8 protein-coding genes and 3 pseudogenes are annotated in these 18649 nt (G+C 70.1%); 3 read left to right on the forward strand and 8 right to left on the reverse strand.

The features are described from left to right. Positions 1 to 691 precede the first annotated feature (691 nt). Together ACIRYZ_RS42600 and ACIRYZ_RS42605 are read left to right on the forward strand one after the other, a co-directional pair. Positions 692 to 1675 (forward strand): annotated as a pseudogene (locus ACIRYZ_RS42600) (IPT/TIG domain-containing protein); the annotation flags it as partial. A gap of 119 nt (positions 1676 to 1794) precedes the next feature. Continuing rightward, positions 1795 to 1998 (forward strand): IPT/TIG domain-containing protein, encoded by a 204-nt coding sequence (locus ACIRYZ_RS42605; RefSeq protein WP_402954050.1) that lies wholly within the window; start codon positions 1795 to 1797, stop codon positions 1996 to 1998. Between the two features lie 470 nt (positions 1999 to 2468). Here the strand turns inward: ACIRYZ_RS42605 and ACIRYZ_RS42610 are convergent, their stop codons facing one another. The 6 genes and pseudogenes from ACIRYZ_RS42610 to ACIRYZ_RS42635 form a co-directional block, all read right to left on the reverse strand. After that, positions 2469 to 3644 carry a Mu transposase domain-containing protein gene (locus ACIRYZ_RS42610; protein WP_402954051.1) on the reverse strand — a complete coding sequence of 392 codons (1176 nt, stop codon included), beginning with the start codon at positions 3642 to 3644 and terminating at the stop codon, positions 2469 to 2471. A gap of 3 nt (positions 3645 to 3647) precedes the next feature. Next, positions 3648 to 3788 (reverse strand): annotated as a pseudogene (locus tag ACIRYZ_RS42615) (helix-turn-helix domain-containing protein); the annotation flags it as partial. 321 nt (positions 3789 to 4109) lie between these two features. Beyond that, positions 4110 to 4532, reverse strand: coding sequence for an ATP-binding protein (locus tag ACIRYZ_RS42620; RefSeq protein ID WP_402954039.1), 423 nt, complete (start codon positions 4530 to 4532; stop codon positions 4110 to 4112). Positions 4533 to 4623: 91 nt separating this feature from the next. Then, positions 4624 to 11133, reverse strand: coding sequence for an SDR family NAD(P)-dependent oxidoreductase (locus ACIRYZ_RS42625; protein ID WP_402954040.1), 6510 nt, complete (start codon positions 11131 to 11133; stop codon positions 4624 to 4626). A gap of 80 nt (positions 11134 to 11213) precedes the next feature. After that, positions 11214 to 12500: a beta-ketoacyl synthase N-terminal-like domain-containing protein gene (locus tag ACIRYZ_RS42630; protein ID WP_402954052.1), complete on the reverse strand. Its 1287-nt coding sequence runs from the start codon at positions 12498 to 12500 to the stop codon at positions 11214 to 11216. Between the two features lie 227 nt (positions 12501 to 12727). Next, the gene (locus tag ACIRYZ_RS42635; RefSeq protein WP_402954041.1) at positions 12728 to 12946 is read right to left on the reverse strand and encodes a DUF5988 family protein; all 219 of its coding nucleotides are present in this window, start codon (positions 12944 to 12946) and stop codon (positions 12728 to 12730) included. A 624-nt stretch (positions 12947 to 13570) separates the two neighbouring features. Here ACIRYZ_RS42635 and ACIRYZ_RS42640 point away from each other — a divergent pair. Continuing rightward, positions 13571 to 14071 (forward strand): IPT/TIG domain-containing protein, encoded by a 501-nt coding sequence (locus tag ACIRYZ_RS42640; protein WP_402954042.1) that lies wholly within the window; start codon positions 13571 to 13573, stop codon positions 14069 to 14071. A 156-nt stretch (positions 14072 to 14227) separates the two neighbouring features. On the opposite strand, the gene ACIRYZ_RS42645 is transcribed toward ACIRYZ_RS42640, so the two are convergent. Together ACIRYZ_RS42645 and ACIRYZ_RS42650 are read right to left on the reverse strand one after the other, a co-directional pair. Next, on the reverse strand, positions 14228 to 15523 hold the full coding sequence (locus ACIRYZ_RS42645) for an IPT/TIG domain-containing protein (protein ID WP_402954053.1): 1296 nt from the start codon (positions 15521 to 15523) through the stop codon (positions 14228 to 14230). Positions 15524 to 15532: 9 nt separating this feature from the next. Further along, positions 15533 to 16456, reverse strand: a pseudogene (locus ACIRYZ_RS42650) (IPT/TIG domain-containing protein); the annotation flags it as partial. Positions 16457 to 18649: the final 2193 nt, after the last annotated feature.

Below are 18649 nucleotides of genomic sequence, written 5' to 3' on the forward strand. Positions count from 1 at the left end.
CCCGGGTGGCACGGTGTCCGCCGGAACCATGACCTACACCGCCTGATCAACCCGGCGGCGCTGCCGGCCTTCGGATGACACTCCGAAGGCCGGCTACCCGTTTCCGTACCGCGCTGATCCTTGTCAGGGCGGGCACTGGTCGTGTGACGGTCTGTCGCTTGGGGTGAGGGCTGAACGCACGAGGCTCCCGGGCGGTTGAGCGAGATGTCTCATGTCTCAAGCAACCAGCCAGGGAGTCTCGTTGGCTACCCGCCCCAGACCACCAGTGAGTTGCTCCACGCACATCGTGCAGAGCGTTTCCACGGCAACGTCGACGGTGTCGGCTTCGGTGCCGCAGAACGCGGTGCGCCATGAAAGATCTCGACAGCACGGCAAGTGCCCGAATCCCTTGTGTGTTTCAATGGCCGCCGATACGGGGAAGAGGGTGATTCGAACTGGTGGGCTACCCATCCCTTCTCGGGGTGGACAGCCTTTTGCGTTCGTGCTGTGGCGTCCCGGGGGATTCGAGGGCCTGTGCCGAAGCCTGAAAGAGGCTGGCGCTGGGCCGGGCGGCCCTTACCCGAAAGGGGTCCGCATGCGTCCGGACGTCCAGCAGCCGCAGGAACCGTCGATCGCCCGCATATCGACCGAGCACAGGCCGGAAGCAGTTGCCGCGGGTGTGATGAGCGGTCTCGCACCATCGATCGTTCCCATGGCGCTGACATCGATCCCGGTGGGCACCGGCCCGTTCGGGGTCGCTGTCGCGCCCAACGGCAACGCCTATGTCGCCAATGAGGGCGGGGCCAATGTGACGGTGATCGACACCGCGACCGACACCGTCATCGGCAGCCCCATTCCCGTCGGCAGCGGCCCACGCGGGGTGGCGGTCGCGTCCAACGGCAACGTCTACGTCACCAACTTCGGGACGAACGACGTCACTGTGATCGACACCGCAACCGGCACCGTGGTGATCCCCAGTATCGCGGTCGGCCTCCATCCCGACGGCGCGGCCGTCGTCCCCGGCAACAAGGTCTACGTCGCCAACCGCGGTCCGAACTCGGTCAGCGTGATCCCCTTCCCCACGCTGACCGGTATCAGCCCCACCCAGGGACCGGCGGTGGGCGGGACCGCGGTGACGATCACCGGCACCAACCTGACCGGCGCCAGTGTCACCATCGGCGGCAACGCCGCCACCAACGTCACCGTCAACGCCGGCGGCACCCAGATCACCGCCACCACCCCGCCCGGGACGGTCGGTCCGGCCGACGACGTGGCCGCGCCCACCGGCATCAGCCCCAACCAGGGCACCACCGCCGGTGGCACTGTCGTGACCATCCAGGGTCACGACCTGGCCGGCGCAACCGCCGTGCTCTTCGGCAACAGCCCCGCCACCATCCTGGCCGACACCGCGACCTCGGTCACCGTCCGCACCCCGGCCGGACAGGGCGCGGTCCCCGTGACCGTCACCACCCCCGGCGGCACCGCTGTCTTCGGCACCTTCTACTACCTCCCCGCCCCGCTGCTGACCGGGATCACCACCACCATGGGCCCCGTCACCGGCGGAGGCACCGCGGTCATCACCGGCGCCGACGTGGCCGGAACCACCTCGGTGCTCTTCGGCTCCCAGGTGGCCACCATCCAGTCCGTCACCGACACCGCCGTCACCGTCGGCGTCCCCAGCGCTCCGTCCTCCGGCCCGGTGCCCGTGACCGTCACCACCCCGGGCGGCACCGCCAACGGCCTGACCTTCACCTACCTCGACGCACCCTCCCCGACCGCCGTCACCCCGGCGCCGGCCCCACCGGAGGCGGCACCGTGGTCACCTTCACCGGCGCCGACCTCGCCACCACCCAGGAAGTCACCTTCGACACCACCCCCGCGGCCTTCGCCGTCATCTCCGACCAGACGATCACCGCCACCGCCCCGCCCCACCCCGCCGGAGGAATCACCATCACGGTCACCACCCTCGGCGGCAGCACCCAGAGCACGTACACCTACCTCGGAGGCCCCGTCATCTGATACGACAGTCGCCCGACATGCCCTGGTTCACCCGATTCCGCTGGGCTCGGTGTCGTCGTCACCGCACGGAGCAGTCCTCGGGTACGAAGTCGGTGGACAAGGGGTTCCGTCCGGGACGGCTCCGGGCGCTGTCCCGGAGCGACTGGCCCCGTGCGGGGTGGCACGCACCGGTACGGGCACGCGGGGCGTGTTCCCTGGTTCCGTCCATCCGGTTTGGCCTGGCGGCGGCACGGGGGGCACCCGCTGCCAGGCCTGCCTGCTCCCTCCCCAGTGGCGGGAAGTCGGCGGGAAGTCTTGAAGGTGCGGGCCCGACCCGTTCCGAGGATCCGTGCGCGGTGAGTCGGGCGCGGTGGGGCGCGCTGCACTTCCGTTGTCCGCCTCACCGGGCGTGCGCTGGTTCCGGTGGCGGAGTCATACCCCGGCTGATCTCCTCCGCAGCCATAAGACGGTGCTGGTGCGCTCGGCGGCCGTCAATCCGCTCCTTCCGGTGCGGATGCGCGGTACCGGAGCCGACTCCGCGCGGGGGAGGCGGATCCGTCTCGTGATTCCGGGGCGCGGGCGAGCGGCTTGGTGGGCTGCTGGTCGTCGCGCCGGGACAGGGCTTGGTCCTCGTCCATGGTGGCCCGACACCGCGGACGACGGGCTCTTCCCGCCGCCCAGGCGCGCGCCCCGGCGCCGGAGGTCCGGTTGGGCCGTTCCAGAGTGATCGGGCCACTGCGCTCGGCGACCGTCTGGCCTGCCCCCTTCGGAGCTCTCGGGAAGCGGGCGATGACTGCCCCGCGAGTGGTGGTGATCGACAGGTGCGGTTCGTCCAGCCGTCGGCGGATCCCCACCTCGTTACCGGCGAGACCCGGGGGGAGCAGGTAGAAGTTGCCCTCGAACGACACGCGTCCGTGAGGATCGACCCTGCGCTGAACGCAGATGCGAGCCGGGAACGGCTTCGAGGGCAGCGGCAGCAGGGCTCGGGCGTTGCGACTCGTCCGTCGGTGCCAACGGTCCGAGCGCTCGCTCAGGCGGTCGAGGCTGTCCTGGGCCGCCCGCACGCTGAGTTCGTCGGCCGCTGTGTTCCACCAGTGGAGGGCGACGGAGCGGTGGGCGCGGACGACGGGGCCGGGTGCTTCCATCTGCGGGCGGATCGCGATGGAGGCACCGTAGTGGATCGCGATCTCGTGGAAGACGGCGGTCACCTTGCCGGCCGTCGAGCAGACCGGCCGGGTCCGGTCGAACAGCCAGCGTTCGCCGGTGCCGCCGAGGCGACGCAGCACCTGGTCCAGGGCTTCCACGTAGTGCGGGAGGTCGTCGGTGTGGGCCAAGGCGGCCCGCCAGCGGCCGGATCGCGTGAGCGAACCCATGAGCAGGTGCATCTCGCGCCCGCAGTCCCATTCGACCGGCGGGGGCGGAAGCTGTACCCAGTCGAACTGCACGTCTTCGGAGGTGCCGCGGCTGGGGCTGGCCCTCCCGCGGTGGCACGGTTCGCAGCGCGGCCGCGTCAGGTGCCTGCGCATGGCCCGGGTGAAGGTCGAGTAGGCGCGGTTGTAGCCCAGCTCGACAATCTCGCTGTGGAGCACCTTCGCCTGTAGGTGCGGATCGTCGTCGAGGCGCTGCTGGCAGTACGGGACGAACTGCAGGAACTCATCACGGGTCACTGCTCGGACTCCTACGGTCCGCTCTCCGTTGAGGTAGGCCCTGACGGTCTTGCGGTCACGGCCAAGGAATCGGGCGATCGCAGAGATGGACCAGCCCTGCTGGTGCAAGGCGAAAACCTCTTTGCATTCCTCTGCACTGAGCATCCGAACCTCCTAGCTATCAGACTTCGCCGCCGCAGATATCCTTGAATTAGTGGCGGCCGCCAGGCATGGTCGAAAACTACGGCATGAAACAGAACCGCTCAAGGGGCGGAAACGTTTCTTTTTGGATATTCCCATGGGAATTTCAGAGAGCAGGGACTCGCCCTCCCTCGCCCGGGACGCGGGGTTCACCGCCGCCCCAACATGGTTGAGTCCCGACTCCACAACATAACCACCGTGCATTCCGGGGATTCTTCAGAGCGTTGCGAGAACTGCATATTAAAGGACGCTCGAATCGCGCGCACGTGAGGACGGCGCGCAGCCTCACAACGGCAGTCGGCAGGAAACCGTCTTGGTTCCGTCGAGATGGAAACGGTACGCCCACGCGCCGGCGATGCTCTCCACCAGAAGCAGCCCGCGTCCGCCTTCTTGACAGGCGGTTGCCCGATGTGACTGGGGAACGCTCGCGGAGCGGTCTCGAATACCGATCGCGAGCCACCGCTGCTCGAGCGCGATCGTCACCCTGATGGGCTGCTCGCTATCGGTGTGTTTGATCGCGTTCGTCAGAAGCTCTGTGGTCAGGAGTTCGGCCTCGTCGGTGAGGTGTGCCATCTCCCAGTGGCTGAGAATGGCCTTCACGGCATGGCGTACGGGCCGCACGCACTGGGGCTCCGGCAGCACGAACATGGTGAGGCGTCGCCGCTGCGTGTCGTGCGTGTCCAGGCGTGGCAGGTCTGTCGAGGTCATGGTCGTCCCCTGGTTCCCTCCCCCGGCGAAGGCGGAATCCCGTGCTTCGCGGTCCGGCAGTGGCTTGGCGCGCCGACACCCCGGAGTGAGCTCATGAGTTCTTGCTCAGCGGCCCGGTGTCGGCTGTGGAGTCCGGCGGCTGGTCCGACTGCGGCGAGCGGGGAGCGATGAGGTCCACGGCTCGAGGCACGGCGTCACCGGGGGAATCCGGTGGGGCGTCGGTGGTCAGCCCGATGCCGATGTGCTGTGCGAGGCCGTCGGCGAGAGCCGCCAGAGTGGGATGGGCCGCGACGAAGTCGCCGGCGAGCCTGACGTCGAGCGAGGCCTCCAGTCGGGTTCGCAGTTCGATGCGGAGCAGGGAATCGAACCCGAGCGCATTCAGCGGGGTCTGCGGATCCAGCGTGCTGGCCCCCAGCCGGAGGACGGTGCGGATGTGTTCGGCCAGGTAGTCCTCGAGGATCGTGCGGCGGGCGAGGCCCGGTTCCGCGGCCCGCAGCTCGCGTCGGACGTCGCGCGCCGCATCCTGGCCGACCGTCTGCGCGGAGGCCTCGGGCGCCTCTGGCGTGAGGAGGGCGAACAGCGATGACGTTCGGCCGGCCGAGGGGATCCAGGTGTCCGGCGGGCCGGGGATGACGCCGGTGCGTACGCGATTGTGGGCCAGGAGTGCCGCGAGGGCCTCGAGCCCGTCGGCGGTGGGAATGGTCTGGTAGCCGCGGGTCGCGAAGTCGGTGGCGACCCCGGTTTCGCCCCAGGGGCCCCAGTTCACGGCCAACGTGGGCAGCTCCAGGGCGGTGCGCCAGGTGGCGAACGCGTCAAGCCACGCATTGGCGGCCGAGTAGGCGCCCTGTCCCGGGTTGCCGAGCAGGGAGGCCATGGAGGAATAGAGGACGAACCAGTCGAGTGGCAGTCCGGTGGTGGCCTGGTGGAGTCGCCAGGCGCCGGTGACTTTGGGACGCCAGACGCGTTCCAGCTGGTCGTCGGTGATGTTGGACACCGCGGCGTCGTCGAGGACCATCGCGGCGTGGATGACACCGCGCAGTGTCCCGCCGTCGGCGGTGGCTTCGGCCACCAGTTGCTCGGCGATGCCGGGCTGCGCGATGTCGCCGAGTACGACGCTGACACGGGTCCCCTGTTCGAGCAGTCCGGCGAGGACCCGTTCGGTGTCGGCCGAGGGCGGTGTGCGTCCGTTGAGTACGAGGTGGGCGGCGCCTTGGCCCGCCAGCCAGCGGGCCGTGGCGAGGCCGACGCCCCGCAGGCCTCCGGTGATGACGTAGGCGCCGTCCGCCCGCACCGGCGAGGGCGGGTCGCGCAGTACAGCGGTGGTGTGGCCTTCGCCGGGTACCGTCAGGACCAGTTTGCCGATGTGCCCGGCACCGGCCATGAGGCGAAAGGCGTCGGCGGCCTGCGCGAGCGGATAGGTCCCGCAGGGCAACGGGGCCAGGCCGCCTCGGTCGAATTCGGCCAGGACCTCGCCCAGCAGCTCGGCGAAGGTGCCCGCGCGGGCGTGCTGGAGCTCGACGAGGTCGACCGTGCTCATGGTGATGTTGTGCCGTAGCGGTGCGAGACCGAGCGGGGTGTCGGCGAGGATGTCGCGTACACCCAGCTCGACGAACCTGCCGAAGGGGCGCAGCGTCTCGAGTCCGGCCCTGATGGCGTGTCCGGAGAGGGAGTTGAGGACCACGTCGACACCCTCTCCGGCGGTGGCGGCGCGGGTCTGCTCGGCGAAGTCCAGTGAGCGGGAGTCCATGATGTGCCGGATGCCCATTGCGCGCAGGTACTGGCGCTTGTCCTCGCTGCCGGCGGTGGCGAGCACTTCGGCGCCCAGGCGCCGCGCGACCGCGATCGCGGCCAGTCCTGTCCCACCGGTGGCGCTGTGGATCAGGACACGCTCGCCGCTGGTGAGCCTGGCGACGTGGCGCAGTGCGTACCAGGCGGTGAGGTAGGCGATGGGCAGCCCGGCGGCCGTCTCGGCGGACAGGCCCGCCGGGATGGGGGCGACGGCAGCGGCGGACACGGTGGTGAAAGTGGTGAAGAGGCCGCCTCCCACGTCGACGGCGACGACTTCGTCGCCGGCTCGCAGGTGCCTGACGCCCGGTCCGACGGCGGTGATCACGCCTGCGGCTTCGAAGCCGATGCGGTAGCCCGCTTCGTCGTCGGTCGCCAGCATGCCCATGGCGGTGAGCACGTCGCGGAAGTTCACGCCTGCGGCGTAGAGGCGCAGTTCGACCTCACCTGGGCCGGGAGCACGGCGTGGAGTGGTGGTCAGGCGCAGGGCGTCGAGGTCGCCGAGCCGTCCTGCGTGGAGCTGGAAGCGGTCGGCGCCGTAGCGCACGGTGCGGGTGACGGCGGTGGCGCGTTCGGTTTCGGACAGGGGGGTGTAGGCCAGCCGGGCGATGTGGCGGGTGTCACCGCGCAGGGCGATCTCGTCCTCGGGGGGGTCGGTGAGGAGTTCGGCCGCGAGTCGGTGCAGGTCGACGTCGGCGGGGTCGGCGTCGATGAGGGTCGCCCGTAGCTCCGGGTGTTCGTGTGTCAGGACACGCACGAGTCCGCGCAGGGCGCTCTGGGCGGGGTCGCAGGGGTGCCCGGGCTCTGGATCGTGGGCGGATCGGGTGACAGCGAACAGGCGTGTGGGCGCGCTGCGCGCGATCGCGCTCTGTGCGGCGGCGAGCAGGCGGCGGGTACGGTGCAGTGCGATCGCGGCGGCGTCGTCCTGGGGCGCGGACGGCGCGGCGAGGAGGACCACGACGCATGGCGTGGGTGAGGAGTCCCAGTGTCGGGCGATGGTCTGCTTGAGCGGCTGGAGGGTGGCGCTGTCGACGGGGGCGTCGAGGACGTCGGTGCGTGCTCCGGCGCGCTCGAGGGCGTCCGCCAGTGCCCGGGCGGATCCGTCCGCCTCGCCGATGACGAGCCAGGGTCCCGGGCCGGCCGGTTCGAGGTTCTCCCGGCGCGGTACGGGCTGCCAGCGGGTTTCGAGGAACCATCGGTCGACGGTTTCGTCGGCCCGTGCGCCGTGGCGTATGAAGCGCAGTGCGTCGATCTCGACGAGGGGGTTTCCCGCCTCGTCCAGCAGTCGCACGTCTCCGACGATGCTGTCCGCGGCGCAATGGGTGAGCCGGGCGTGCGCGTAGCGGGCGTCCTCGGGGGCCGCGAGTATTCGCATGGCGTGCATCTGGACGGGCAGTACCAGGCCGTTGCCTGGTTCGTGGATCAGGCCGGCGACGACGAGCTGGGCACACAGATCCAGGAGGACGGGGTGAATCCGCAGTCCGTGGCGGGCGGTCCGCGCCGACTCCGGCAGCGTCACGCCGGCCCAGAAGCTGTCACCCTGGGCGGACGTGTGCAGCTCGGTGATGCCGCTGAAGGCCGGGCCGTGCTCCAGGCCCCGTGCGCGCAGGCTCTCGTACAGGGCGTGCGGATCCAGGACGACGGGGTGGTCGGCGGTCAGTGCGGCCACGGAGCACGCCGATGTCCGGGGGGCGGCGTCGATGCGACGCAGAACCGCGGTGGCCTGCCGTACCCAGGTTCCGTCCTTGTCCTGACCGAAGACTTCGCAGTCGGCGCGGTCGGCGCCGGTCAGGGTGACGGTCGTGCCGATGGGCGTGCGGGCGTCGAGGTGCATCAGCTCGCGGAAGTGGATGTCGGTTGCTTCGACATCGTGCGCGGCGCCGTGGAAGACCTCGCCGGCCGCGGTCAGCGCCAGGGCGCAGTAGGCGGCGCCGGGCAGGACCGGTTGGCCGTGGACACGGTGGTCGGCCATCCAGGGCAGGACGTCGGTGCCGGTGTCGGCGTGCCAGGTGTGGCGGGGTTGGTCGCCGGGCACCTCCGTGTGTGTGCCCGGCAGGGCGGCGGGTGCGTCTTCGGTGTGCTGGGAGGCCGCTCGGGGCCGGGTGATGTCGGTCCAGTGGGGTCGACGGTCGAAGGTTAGCGCGGGCACGTCGGTCAGGCGGCCGCCGGCGTAGAGGCGGGACCAGTCGACGCCGACTCCCGCGCAGTGCAGGGCGGCGAGCTGCGTGCGAAAGGTGGTGCGGTCGTCTTCCCCCTTGCGTAGTGTCGGCAGGATCACGGGTTCGTGGAGCAGGCCGGTCAGGCTCTGGGACAGGGGGCGGGTGACGACGGCGTGGGGCGAGATCTCGAGGTACACCTGGTGGCGGTCGGCGGCGGCCGCGGCCACGGCGGCGCTGAAGCGTACGGGGCGGCGCAGGTTGGCGCACCAGTAGGCGGCGTCGAAGATCGGGGTGTCGCGGGGGTCGTCCAGGACGGTGGTGTAGAAGGGGACGGTCGGTCGGCTGGGGGTGAGCTCGGCGAGCTCAGCGGCGAGGTCCGCGAGCAGCGGGTCGACCTGGGGGCAGTGCGAGGCGACGTCGACGTCGATCATGCGTGCCACGACTCCGCGGGCCTGCCAGGTGGTGGTCAGGCGCCGGATGGCGGTCACGGTGCCGGCGACGACGGTCGAGCCGGGCGCGGCGACGACGGCCACGGACACCGTGTCGTCGCCGATGGCGGCGAGGTCGTTCTCTACGGTCGCGCTGTCGAGGCCGACGCTCACCATGGCGCCGGCTCCGGCGATGCGGGTGAGGAGAGCGGATCGTCGGCAGATGACGCGGACGCCGTCGGCCAGGGTGAGTGCTCCGGCGGTGACGGCGGCCGCGACTTCGCCCATGGAATGGCCGATGACTGCGGCCGGTTCGGTCCCGTGATCACGCCAGGCGGCGGCCAGGGCGACCTGCAGGGCGAACAACGCGGGTTGCACGTGGCCGCAGCCGCTGATGTGTTCGCGGTCGCGGACGGCTCGCAGAACGGAGAACCCGGTTTCGGCGGTGATCAGCGCATCGGCTTCGGCCAGGGTCTCGGCGAAGGCCGGCTCGTGGTGGAGCAGGCCGTGCCCCATGCCCTGCCATTGCGAGCCCTGACCGGAGAACACCCAGACCGGACGGCGGCTGACGCCCGCACCCACGTGGCCGCGAACGACGCCGGGGTGGGCTCGACCGGCTTCGAAGGAACGCAGGGCGTGCGTCAGGTCATGGTGGGAGCCGGCCACCACGCCGAGCCGGCCGTGCCCGGGGGAGCGGCGCAGGGCGAGGGTGTGGGCGATGTCGTGCAGGGGGGTGGCGGCTCCCTCGGTCTCCAGCCAGCGGGCCAGGCGTGCGGCGGCGGTGGGCAGTGCGTCCGGGGAGCCGGCGGCCAGGAGGAAGACGTGGGGTGAGGTGGCCTGCGCCTGCGATGGCGGGGCGTCCGTGGGGACGGCGGCCGCGTGTGTGGGAGTGCCGGCGGTGGGATCGCCGGGGAGGACGACGGTGCGGCGGCGGGCGGGAGCCTGTTCGAGGATCACGTGGGCGTTGGTCCCGGAGAAGCCGAAGGAGGACACCGCGGCCAATCGCGAGGCCGTCCGGGTGGGCCAGGCGGACAGGTTGGTGGGGACGAACAGGCGGGTGCCTTCGGCGCTGATGGCCGGGTTCCACCGGGTGAAGTGCAGGTTGGGCGGGACGAGCCCGCGCTGGAGGCAGAGCACTGCCTTGATCAGGCCGATGACGCCGGCCGCCGGTTCCAGGTGGCCCACGTTCGTCTTCACCGAACCCAGCGCGCAGCGCCCCTGTCCCACCCCGTAGACCGCGGCCAGGCTGGAGAACTCGACGGGGTCGCCGACGGGTGTGCCGGTGCCGTGCGTCTCCACCAGGCCCACGTCGCGCGGGTCGGTTCCGGATCGGGCGAGGGCCTGGTGGTAGAGGGCCTGCTGGGCCTCGGCGGAGGGCGCGGCCAGGACATCGGAGCGGCCGTCCTGGTTGACGGCCGAGCCGCGGACCAGGGCCAGGACGCGGTCGTCGTCCCGTAGCGCGTCTTCAAGGCGTTTGAGGACGACGACGCCGCAGCCTTCGCCGCGTACGAAGCCGTCCGCGGCCGCGTCGAAGGTCCGGCAGCGACCGGTGGGCGAGAGCATCCCCATGCGGGCGAAGGACATCGTCGTCCTGGCGCCGAGCATGAGGGTGACACCGCCGGCCAGCGCGAGATCGCACTCGTCGTTCCGCAGGGCCTGACAGGCCAGGTGGACCGCCACGAGCGAGGACGAGCACGCGGTGTCCAGCGCCACGCAAGGGCCTTGCAGGCCCAGCAGGTAGGAGATGCGCCCTGGGGCGACGCAGTGCCCGTTGGTCAGGATCGCGCCCTCGAGTTCACTGGGCTGGCCGGAGAGGGCCTCCATGTAGTCGGTGTAGCTCAGTCCCGAGAACAGTCCCGTTGAGGTTCCCGCCAGTCGCTCCGGCGGGAGTCCGGCGTGTTCGAGCGCCTCCCACGTCACTTCCAGGAGCAGCCGGTGCTGGGGGTCCAGAACGTCGGCCTCCTTGCCCGAGACCCCGAAGAAGTCGGCGTCGAAACCGGCGACGTCGCGAAGGTAGCCCCCCCACAGCGGCATCGGCCGGGCGGCGTGGGCCGGGGCGGCTTCCACGTGCCCCGCGCGGCTTATCGGCGGTTCGCCGACCGCGTCCTGGCCGGCTTCGAGCAGCCGCCACAGCGCGGCGGGCGAGTCGATGTCGCGGGGAAGTCGGCATCCCATGCCGACGATGGCGATGTGCGCATCGGCGGCTCTCGGGTTCTCTGCGTGGCTCATCGCATGGTCTCCTACGCGCTTGCGCGAACGGGGGTGGGGAGCGCTCGTCGTCCGGCGATGTGGCCGCCGGAGGCCGGGGGTCAGTCGACGTCCGAACTGCCCAGCAGGATCGCGCTCTTGACACCTCCGATCTGGTAGTTGCAGGTCAGTGCGTAGTCGAACTCCAGGCGCCGGGTGTGGAGGCCGGGGACGGGATCGAAGCAGATGTTGTCGGCCGGCTCCTCGCAGTTCGCGGTGGGGCACACCTCTCCCTGCTCCAGCATCAGGAGGGTCAGGGCGACGCCCAGAGCTCCCGCCGGGGCGCCGTTGTGGCCGAAGCAGGCTTCCTGGGAGGTCATCAGGAGGTCTTCGACAGCGTCGCCGTAGAGCTGCCTGGCCGCGTTCGCCTCGAACGCGGTCACGACGACGTCGCCGTCGCTTCCGCCGTGGATGTAGGGGATCTGGCCGATGTCCCACCGGTCGCCGAGGCACTTGCGGATGGCGGCGACCAGTGACGCGCCGTTCTCGTCGCTTGCGAGCGGATTGGACAGGCCGTCGCGGGTCATACCGTGCGACAGGACCTGGCCGTAGGTGTACGCCCCGCGTCGCTGGGCGCGGTCGCGGCTTTCCAGCACCAGGGTCACCGATCCCTCCCCGTGGTTCACGCAGTCGGCCCGCCGGTCGTAGGGCCTCATGACCCGGTCGAAGGCAGGGAGGAGTTCGGGCATGCCGTCGACGCGGACGGAGTCGTAGGCACGCTGGGCACCGTGCAGCAGACGCTGGACGTTCTGGATCACGTCCACACCGAACACGTCGACGCCGGTGACGACGGCGAGGTCGATGTCACCGTCCGCGATCATGCGGCGGGCGTTGCCGATCTGGACGGCGGAGGACGCACAACCGCACGAGACGGTGAAGCAGGGGCCGGTCGTGCGCATCAGCGCCCCTTGGACCAGTGCCACGTCAGAAGGGGTGAGTCCCTGCTGAGCCCTGACGAACAGCTCCATCGCCTGGTGCGGGGTGGTGGTGCGCGCGTCGGCGTGCAGGACTTCGAGGTAGCTGGAGACGTTGGCATCGATGCCCCCGCGCCCGACCAGGACGGCGGCGTCGGTGAGGTCACCGTCCCGGATGCTCAGTTGGGCGTCCGCGCAGGCTTCCACGAGGGACAGCAGCCCATAGCGGTGCGCGTTGGTGTAGTGCTGGGAGAAGATGCCCGGCAGGTCCGGCAGGCGCTCCGCGAAGGCCGTGTCCGGCAGATCGACGGAGCCGTAGTAGACGCCGTGGTGCTTCAGGCACGAGCGGCCGTTGGCGGCCACGTTCCAGACTTCGTCCGCGGTGAACAGCGGCTGCTCCTCGCCCGGCAGGCAGAACCCCATGCCGGTGACCATGGTGTCCCGCTCGCCGGTGGCGCCTCGTGGGCGCGCGCTGGAGGGCCCGCTCACGACGCGCACCCGAGAGTGCGGCGCGGACGCTCGTTCCGTACCGGTGCGGGAAGGTCGCTGATCATTGCTCACCTCGGGGTGTGGGGATGGGGTGATGTGGGACGGCGCCGCGTTGGTGTGCGGCTCCCGGGCCCGGCGCCGGCGTCGGATGCTGGGGGAGACGGTGACGGGAGCTACTCGGCGATGGCGGTCCGGTACGACCACTGGTAGACGGGCATCAGTACGCCCCCGACGTCTTTGAAGTCCTGCGTGATCTCGAAGTGCTCATAGCCGTTTCCGCGAGGAATCGTCAACCGGTTCACAGTGCTTCCGGATTTCACTTCCTGGATCTCAGGAATGTCACTTGGGCCGCCCTTGAGAAAGACGAGCAGACAGTGGGCCGTGGAACTCACCTCACCCATTCAAGGCCGCTAGAGAATTCTTCGAGGAGGATCAAGCATCCGATTGACGGCGCACACCCTGAATACCCGAAGGGAAGGCGGGTTAACCCAGGGAGCTCAACAGCGCATGAAGTGCGCCAGGGGCGCACTTGCATCGTAGTCCGCAGGTCGCGGGAGTGCCATAGAAGCCGTGATGTTATCTGAATAAAGCCCGGCCAGGAGTCGCTGGCGAGGATAAATACGAATACTTCGCCATGCTCTCCAGGCTGCGCCATGTCATTGATATAGTTGCAGGTCAGAGGGCTGGCTTGGCCGACTTCCGCAGGTTTTCTCCCCACTTTCCAGGCGCTCTCATCATGATTCCTGCCCGGATCTTCGAGAACTCTTCGACGGTCGCCTGGGAAGACGCTCGCTCGCGCTCGCCTAAAGTGTCCAGCGGCAAGTCTTTTGTCGTGACAGACTTCCTTCGGTGAGGCGTCGAAGATATTGTGCGCCCCCGATGCCGGCTTTGCTCCCGCCTTTATCAAATTCCCTATTGCCACCCGGTGGCGCCCGAACCTACCGTGAGTGAAACGCCTCGTCGACTTGGCCACAATGGCCTTGTCTGGCGTTCGGAAATCGGAAAAGAGGAATCCTATGTCCCCGATTCTCCTCGCGCTCGTCCCCTCGCAGGGTCCGACGACCGGGGGTAACCCCGTGCTCCTGGTCGGCGCCGGACTGACCGGCGCGACGGCGGTCCTGTTCGGCGCCACCCCCGCGCTCAGCTTCACCGTCCAGTTCGACGGGGCCATCACGGCCGTCGCCCCGCCCGGGACCGGGACGGTCCCGGTCACGGTGGTCACGCCCGCCGGCACCAGCAACAACCTCAGCTACACCTACCAGCTGCCGGCCCCGCCGACCATCCTCGCGCTCGTGCCGCCGATCGGCCTGGCCATGGGTGGCCTGCCCGTCCTGATCGTGGGTCACGGCCTGTCCGGCGCGACGTCGGTCCTGTTCGGCGCCACCCCCGCCGCGAACTTCACCGTGCTGGGCGACGGCGCCGTCCTGGCCGTCTCCCCGCCCGGAACCGGAACCGTCCCCGTCACGGTGGTCACGCCCGCCGGCACCAGCAACGGTTCCTCCTACACCTACCTGTAGGACGGCGGCCGACCGCCGGTCCGTGCGCGACACGATCCGGCGGGATGAGAACAGTGAGCTCCGACAGCGCGGCTGCTGTCGGAGCTCACTGTTTGTCAGACGCTCGGTCGGGACGGGATCCCGATGTCCGCGCCGCTCTCGGAAGTGGTGGCGACCCTAGATCGTCGGTGGGGCGATGTAGGTGTAGGTGAGGCTGTTGCTGGTGCCGCCGGGGGTGGTCACCGTCACCTGCACCGTGCCCGAGCCCGCCGGGGCCGTGGTGACCAGGTCGCTGTCCGACACGACGGTGAAGGCGGCCGGCGCGGACCCGAAGGCGACCGCGGTGGCGGCGCTCAGCCCGCTGCCCGTCAGCGTGACCGTGCTCCCACCCGAGGTCGGCCCCGCCGTGGGAACGACACTCACCAGTTGGGGAACGGGAACGTAGGTGAAGGCGACACCGTTGCTGGTGCCGCCGGGGGTGGTCACGGTCACCTGCACCGTGCCCGAGCCCGCCGGCACGGTCGCGGTGATCTGCGTCGCGGACACCACCGTGAACGACGTGGTGGCGACGGCATCGAAGCGCACCGCCGTCGCCCCCAGCAGGTTGCTGCCGGTGACGGTGACGGTGGTTCCGCCGAGAACAGGCCCATCGTCGGGGACCACGGCGGTGAGCTGGGGGTTGCTCAGGTAGTAGTAGGGCACGGGGAGGCTGGTGCCACCGGCCGTGGTGACGGTGACGCCGGACGGCCCGGGCCCTCCGGCCGGCACGGTCGCGGTGATCTGCGTCGCGGACACCACCGTGAACGACGTGGCGGCGACGATACCGAAGCGCACCGCCGTCGCCCCCGTGAACCCGCTGCCCGTCAGCGTGACCGTATTGCCACCGGACGCCGGTCCCTGAGACGGGACGATCGTGGTCACCACCGGTGGGGCGATGTAGGTGTAGGTGAGGCTGTTGCTGGTGCCGCCGGGGGTGGTCACCGTCACCTGGACCGTGCCCGAGCCCGCCGGGGCCGTGGTGACCAGGTCGCTGTCCGACACGACGGTGAAGGCGGCCGGCGCGGACCCGAAGGTGACCGCGGTGGCGGCGCTCAGCCCGCTGCCCGTCAGCGTGACCGTGCTCCCACCCGAGGTCGGCCCCGCCGTGGGAACGACACTCACCAGTTGGGGAACGGGAACGTAGGTGAAGGCGACACCGTTGCTGGTGCCGCCGGGGGTGGTCACGGTCACCTGCACCGTGCCCGAGCCCGCCGGCACGGTCGCGGTGATCTGCGTCGCGGACACCACCGTGAACGACGTGGCGGCGACGGCATCGAAGCGCACCGCCGTCGCCCCCGTGAACCCGCTGCCGGTCAGCGTCACCACCGACCCCGCCGCCCCCGACACCGGACTGACCGAAGCAAGCACCGGAACGGCGACCGCGTACGTGAAGGCGACACCGTTGCTGGTGCCGCCGGGGGTGGTCACGGTCACCTGGACCGTGCCCGAGCCCGCCGGCACGGTCGCGGTGATCTGCGTCGCCGACACCACCGTGAACGACGTGGCGGCGACGGCATCGAAGCGCACCGCCGTCGCCCCCGTGAACCCGCTGCCGGTCAGCGTCACCACCGACCCCGCCGCCCCCGACACCGGACTGACCGAAGCAAGCACCGGAACGGCGACCGCGTACGTGAAGGCGACACCGTTGCTGGTGCCGCCGGGGGTGGTCACGGTCACCTGCACCGTGCCCGAGCCCGCCGGCACGGTCGCGGTGATCTGCGTCGCCGACACCACCGTGAACGACGTGGCGGCGACGGCACCGAAGCGCACCGCCGTCGCCCCCGTGAACCCGCTGCCGGTCAGCGTCACCACCGACCCCGCCGCCCCCGACACCGGACTGACCGAAGCAAGCACCGGAACGGCGACCGCGTACGTGAAGGCGACACCGTTGCTGGTGCCGCCGGGGGTGGTCACGGTCACCTGCACCGTGCCCGAGCCCGCCGGCACGGTCGCGGTGATCTGCGTCGCCGACACCACCGTGAACGACGTGGCGGCGACGGCACCGAAGCGCACCGCCGTCGCCCCCGTGAACCCGCTGCCGGTCAGCGTCACCACCGACCCCGCCGCCCCCGACACCGGACTGACCGAAGCAAGCACCGGAACGGCCACCGCGTACGTGAACGCGACACTGTTACTGGTCGCCCCCCACCACCACGCCACCACGGTCACCTGCACCGTGCCCGAGCCCGCAGGCACCGTCGCGGTGATCTGCGTGTCCGACACCACCGTGAACGACGAGGCGGCGACGGCACCGAAGCGCACCGCCGTCGCCCCCGAGAACCCGCTGCCCGTCAGCGTCACCACCGACCCCGCCGCCCCCGACACCGGACTGACCGAATCGATCACTGGAATGTTGTGATCAACCATGACTTGCCCCCATGGGTTGTACAGTCTCCGAGTTGACGGATGTCATGCGTGCACGAATCGCCTGAAGCGTCGGCTATCTGCCCAGGGACGCGACGGGCGCCGAGGGGGGAGCCCCGGTCGACGGAGGGAACATCGACCGGGGCTCGTCAGGGGTGGTGAGCCGCTGAGCGGGGGGACAGCCCCGCCCGAACTGGGGCTTGTGCCGACTCCCGACCGCCGTGTCGAGTGCGAGCGCGGGCCGCCGGTCATCAGAGTCCCCGGTGGCGAGGTGCGGGTGAGCGCGCTCGCCTGGGTCCCACCAGTGGTGAATGTCCTGGGCATCGGCGGTCCCGGGTACGGTGATGACCGTCGGCCTGGCCTCCGAGACGTCCGCGAGCGACGCAGGCCCGTCACCGGTCAGATTCGGCTGAGAGGTCGCCGGATTCGTTCCGGGGAGCCCTCACCGGTGGGCCCCGAGGTCGGGCCCGAGTGACCGGCACGACGACGCTTGGCCGACCGACGAGCTCGTTGTCCGACTCGCAGGCAGTCGAGGTACGTCGTGGTCTGACGTCATGAACTGTGGCCCGGAAGTGCCGTTGACCCACGTGGGCCGATACGAAAGAGCCTGTTTGTCCCCGTGGAGGAGCTCACCGCCGTTTGCCCGGGGCGCTGTCATCGGGACGCTCGTCCGTGCGACTGAAACGCCGTCCTCGACCGATCCGCCCTCGGCGCCGTCTGTGCTTTCCACGGACGGACTCGACCGAGCGCATCCTGCCGGAGTCCTGCTCAAAAACCTGGTCGTAGGCGGCTGCGGGCACGCTTTCCGCCGTCGACGGTTCGCATACGGACTGACTTCCTGCCAACACCGTGGGTACGTACCACCCCAACAGAAGCCCCCAGCGCCACAGCACTGAAGTCGTCGTTCGACGGTACGAGGGAGAGAAACCGGCAGACCACCCGGTCGCCGCACGGGCCAGCACGCTTCGGAACCTTCGGATTGCTTGCATAACGCCTCCTGGCGTATGTAAGCCGCCGCATCTGCCGGCACCGCTGAGACGGCGCCGGCAGATGGATCCAGATCCTCCACGGGGGTGCCCATCGCGAGCCCACGTCACCGCCGCCTGAAGCACAGCGGGCGTCGGCTGCACGTTCCCCCGGGGAGGGATGGGCGGCCCGCCGGTTGGATACAGAAAAGTAATCCAGAGCCGTGAAATCGATGACAAGCCTTCCGGCCTGCTTTCACCCGCTTGGCTCAACGTCTGGGGAATCTCCCGCAATACGGAAAATGGCCTATGTCGCAGCGCGCAACCGGCGCTGATCAGCGAAAACAGACCTGTCCGTGCGGAATTTGCATGCTTATTCCCCACCTGGCAAGATCGCGACTTCCCCGCCTGCGGCCCAAGAGGCGGCGCGGCCACGGACGGACGAATTCCCCACCTCCTGCCGTTCGGAATTGCTCATCCCGGCCGGGAAGCACCGCGAAGCGTCCGGCTGGGGCCCGGCGGCTGGGGTGCGATCGACGCTCCGACCCGAGTGGACGCCGTCTCCGCTCTCGTGGAAGTGAAGTTCTGGAGTCGCGCCCCACGTGGCGCACGGCGATCCGCGGCATGGGCGGTTCGCGCACTGTTTCACGGTCCGGCCGGGTCGATCAGTCCCACAACCGTGTCAGAGCCCTCACCAGCCCGGTACCGGCCGAGTCGCCGGCCTACCCGTGCAACCACAGCGATCAGCGGCCTCAAGGCCGTTGACGTGGCTGTACCCAGTTTTGGCCGCAGTCTCCGCAGGCATGCCCAGGACGGCTCCTCGGTTCCCATCCAAGTCGAGACCGCCATAAGCCGGTTGACCGACCGGCCCCGCCGCACCAACGGTGGTCGCTGCCGCAGTGAAGACCCGCAGCCCTGTCGCCCAGCGGTGCGGGCCGAAGCCGGCCTCCTTGCGTGCGTCGGTCCGGGTCGCGACGATCCGCTGCACGTGGGCGTCCTCGGCGGCGGTTCGCTGCTCTCCCCGAACCGTCCGGGAGCGGTATTCGGATCGGCCGTACCGTTGGACGCTCTGCAGGCCGACGTGAGGTGGTTTCCCGGCTCTCCGTCCGCCGTCCCCGCTCTCCTTCACCGGCAAGGCACGGCTCGTCTTGACGCTGTGGGAATCCAGCGCGCGGGCGCCCGGCTCGGGATCACGCCCGTTCTCGTGCCAAGCGCCTCGGAGGGCCGTTGA

Source organism: Kitasatospora sp. NPDC101155 (assembly GCF_044768305.1).
In the GTDB taxonomy this organism is placed as follows: Bacteria; Actinomycetota; Actinomycetes; order Streptomycetales; family Streptomycetaceae; genus Kitasatospora.

What these genes read in the sequence shown, in the direction of transcription:
- ACIRYZ_RS42620 (WP_402954039.1), bottom strand. Translation starts at nt 4,532, where the DNA reads ATGACCTCGACAGACCTGCCACGCCTGGACACGCACGACACGCAGCGG.
- ACIRYZ_RS42625 (WP_402954040.1), bottom strand. Translation starts at nt 11,133, where the DNA reads ATGAGCCACGCAGAGAACCCGAGAGCCGCCGATGCGCACATCGCCATC.
- ACIRYZ_RS42630 (WP_402954052.1), bottom strand. Translation starts at nt 12,500, where the DNA reads ATGGTCACCGGCATGGGGTTCTGCCTGCCGGGCGAGGAGCAGCCGCTG.
- ACIRYZ_RS42640 (WP_402954042.1), top strand. Translation starts at nt 13,571, where the DNA reads ATGTCCCCGATTCTCCTCGCGCTCGTCCCCTCGCAGGGTCCGACGACC.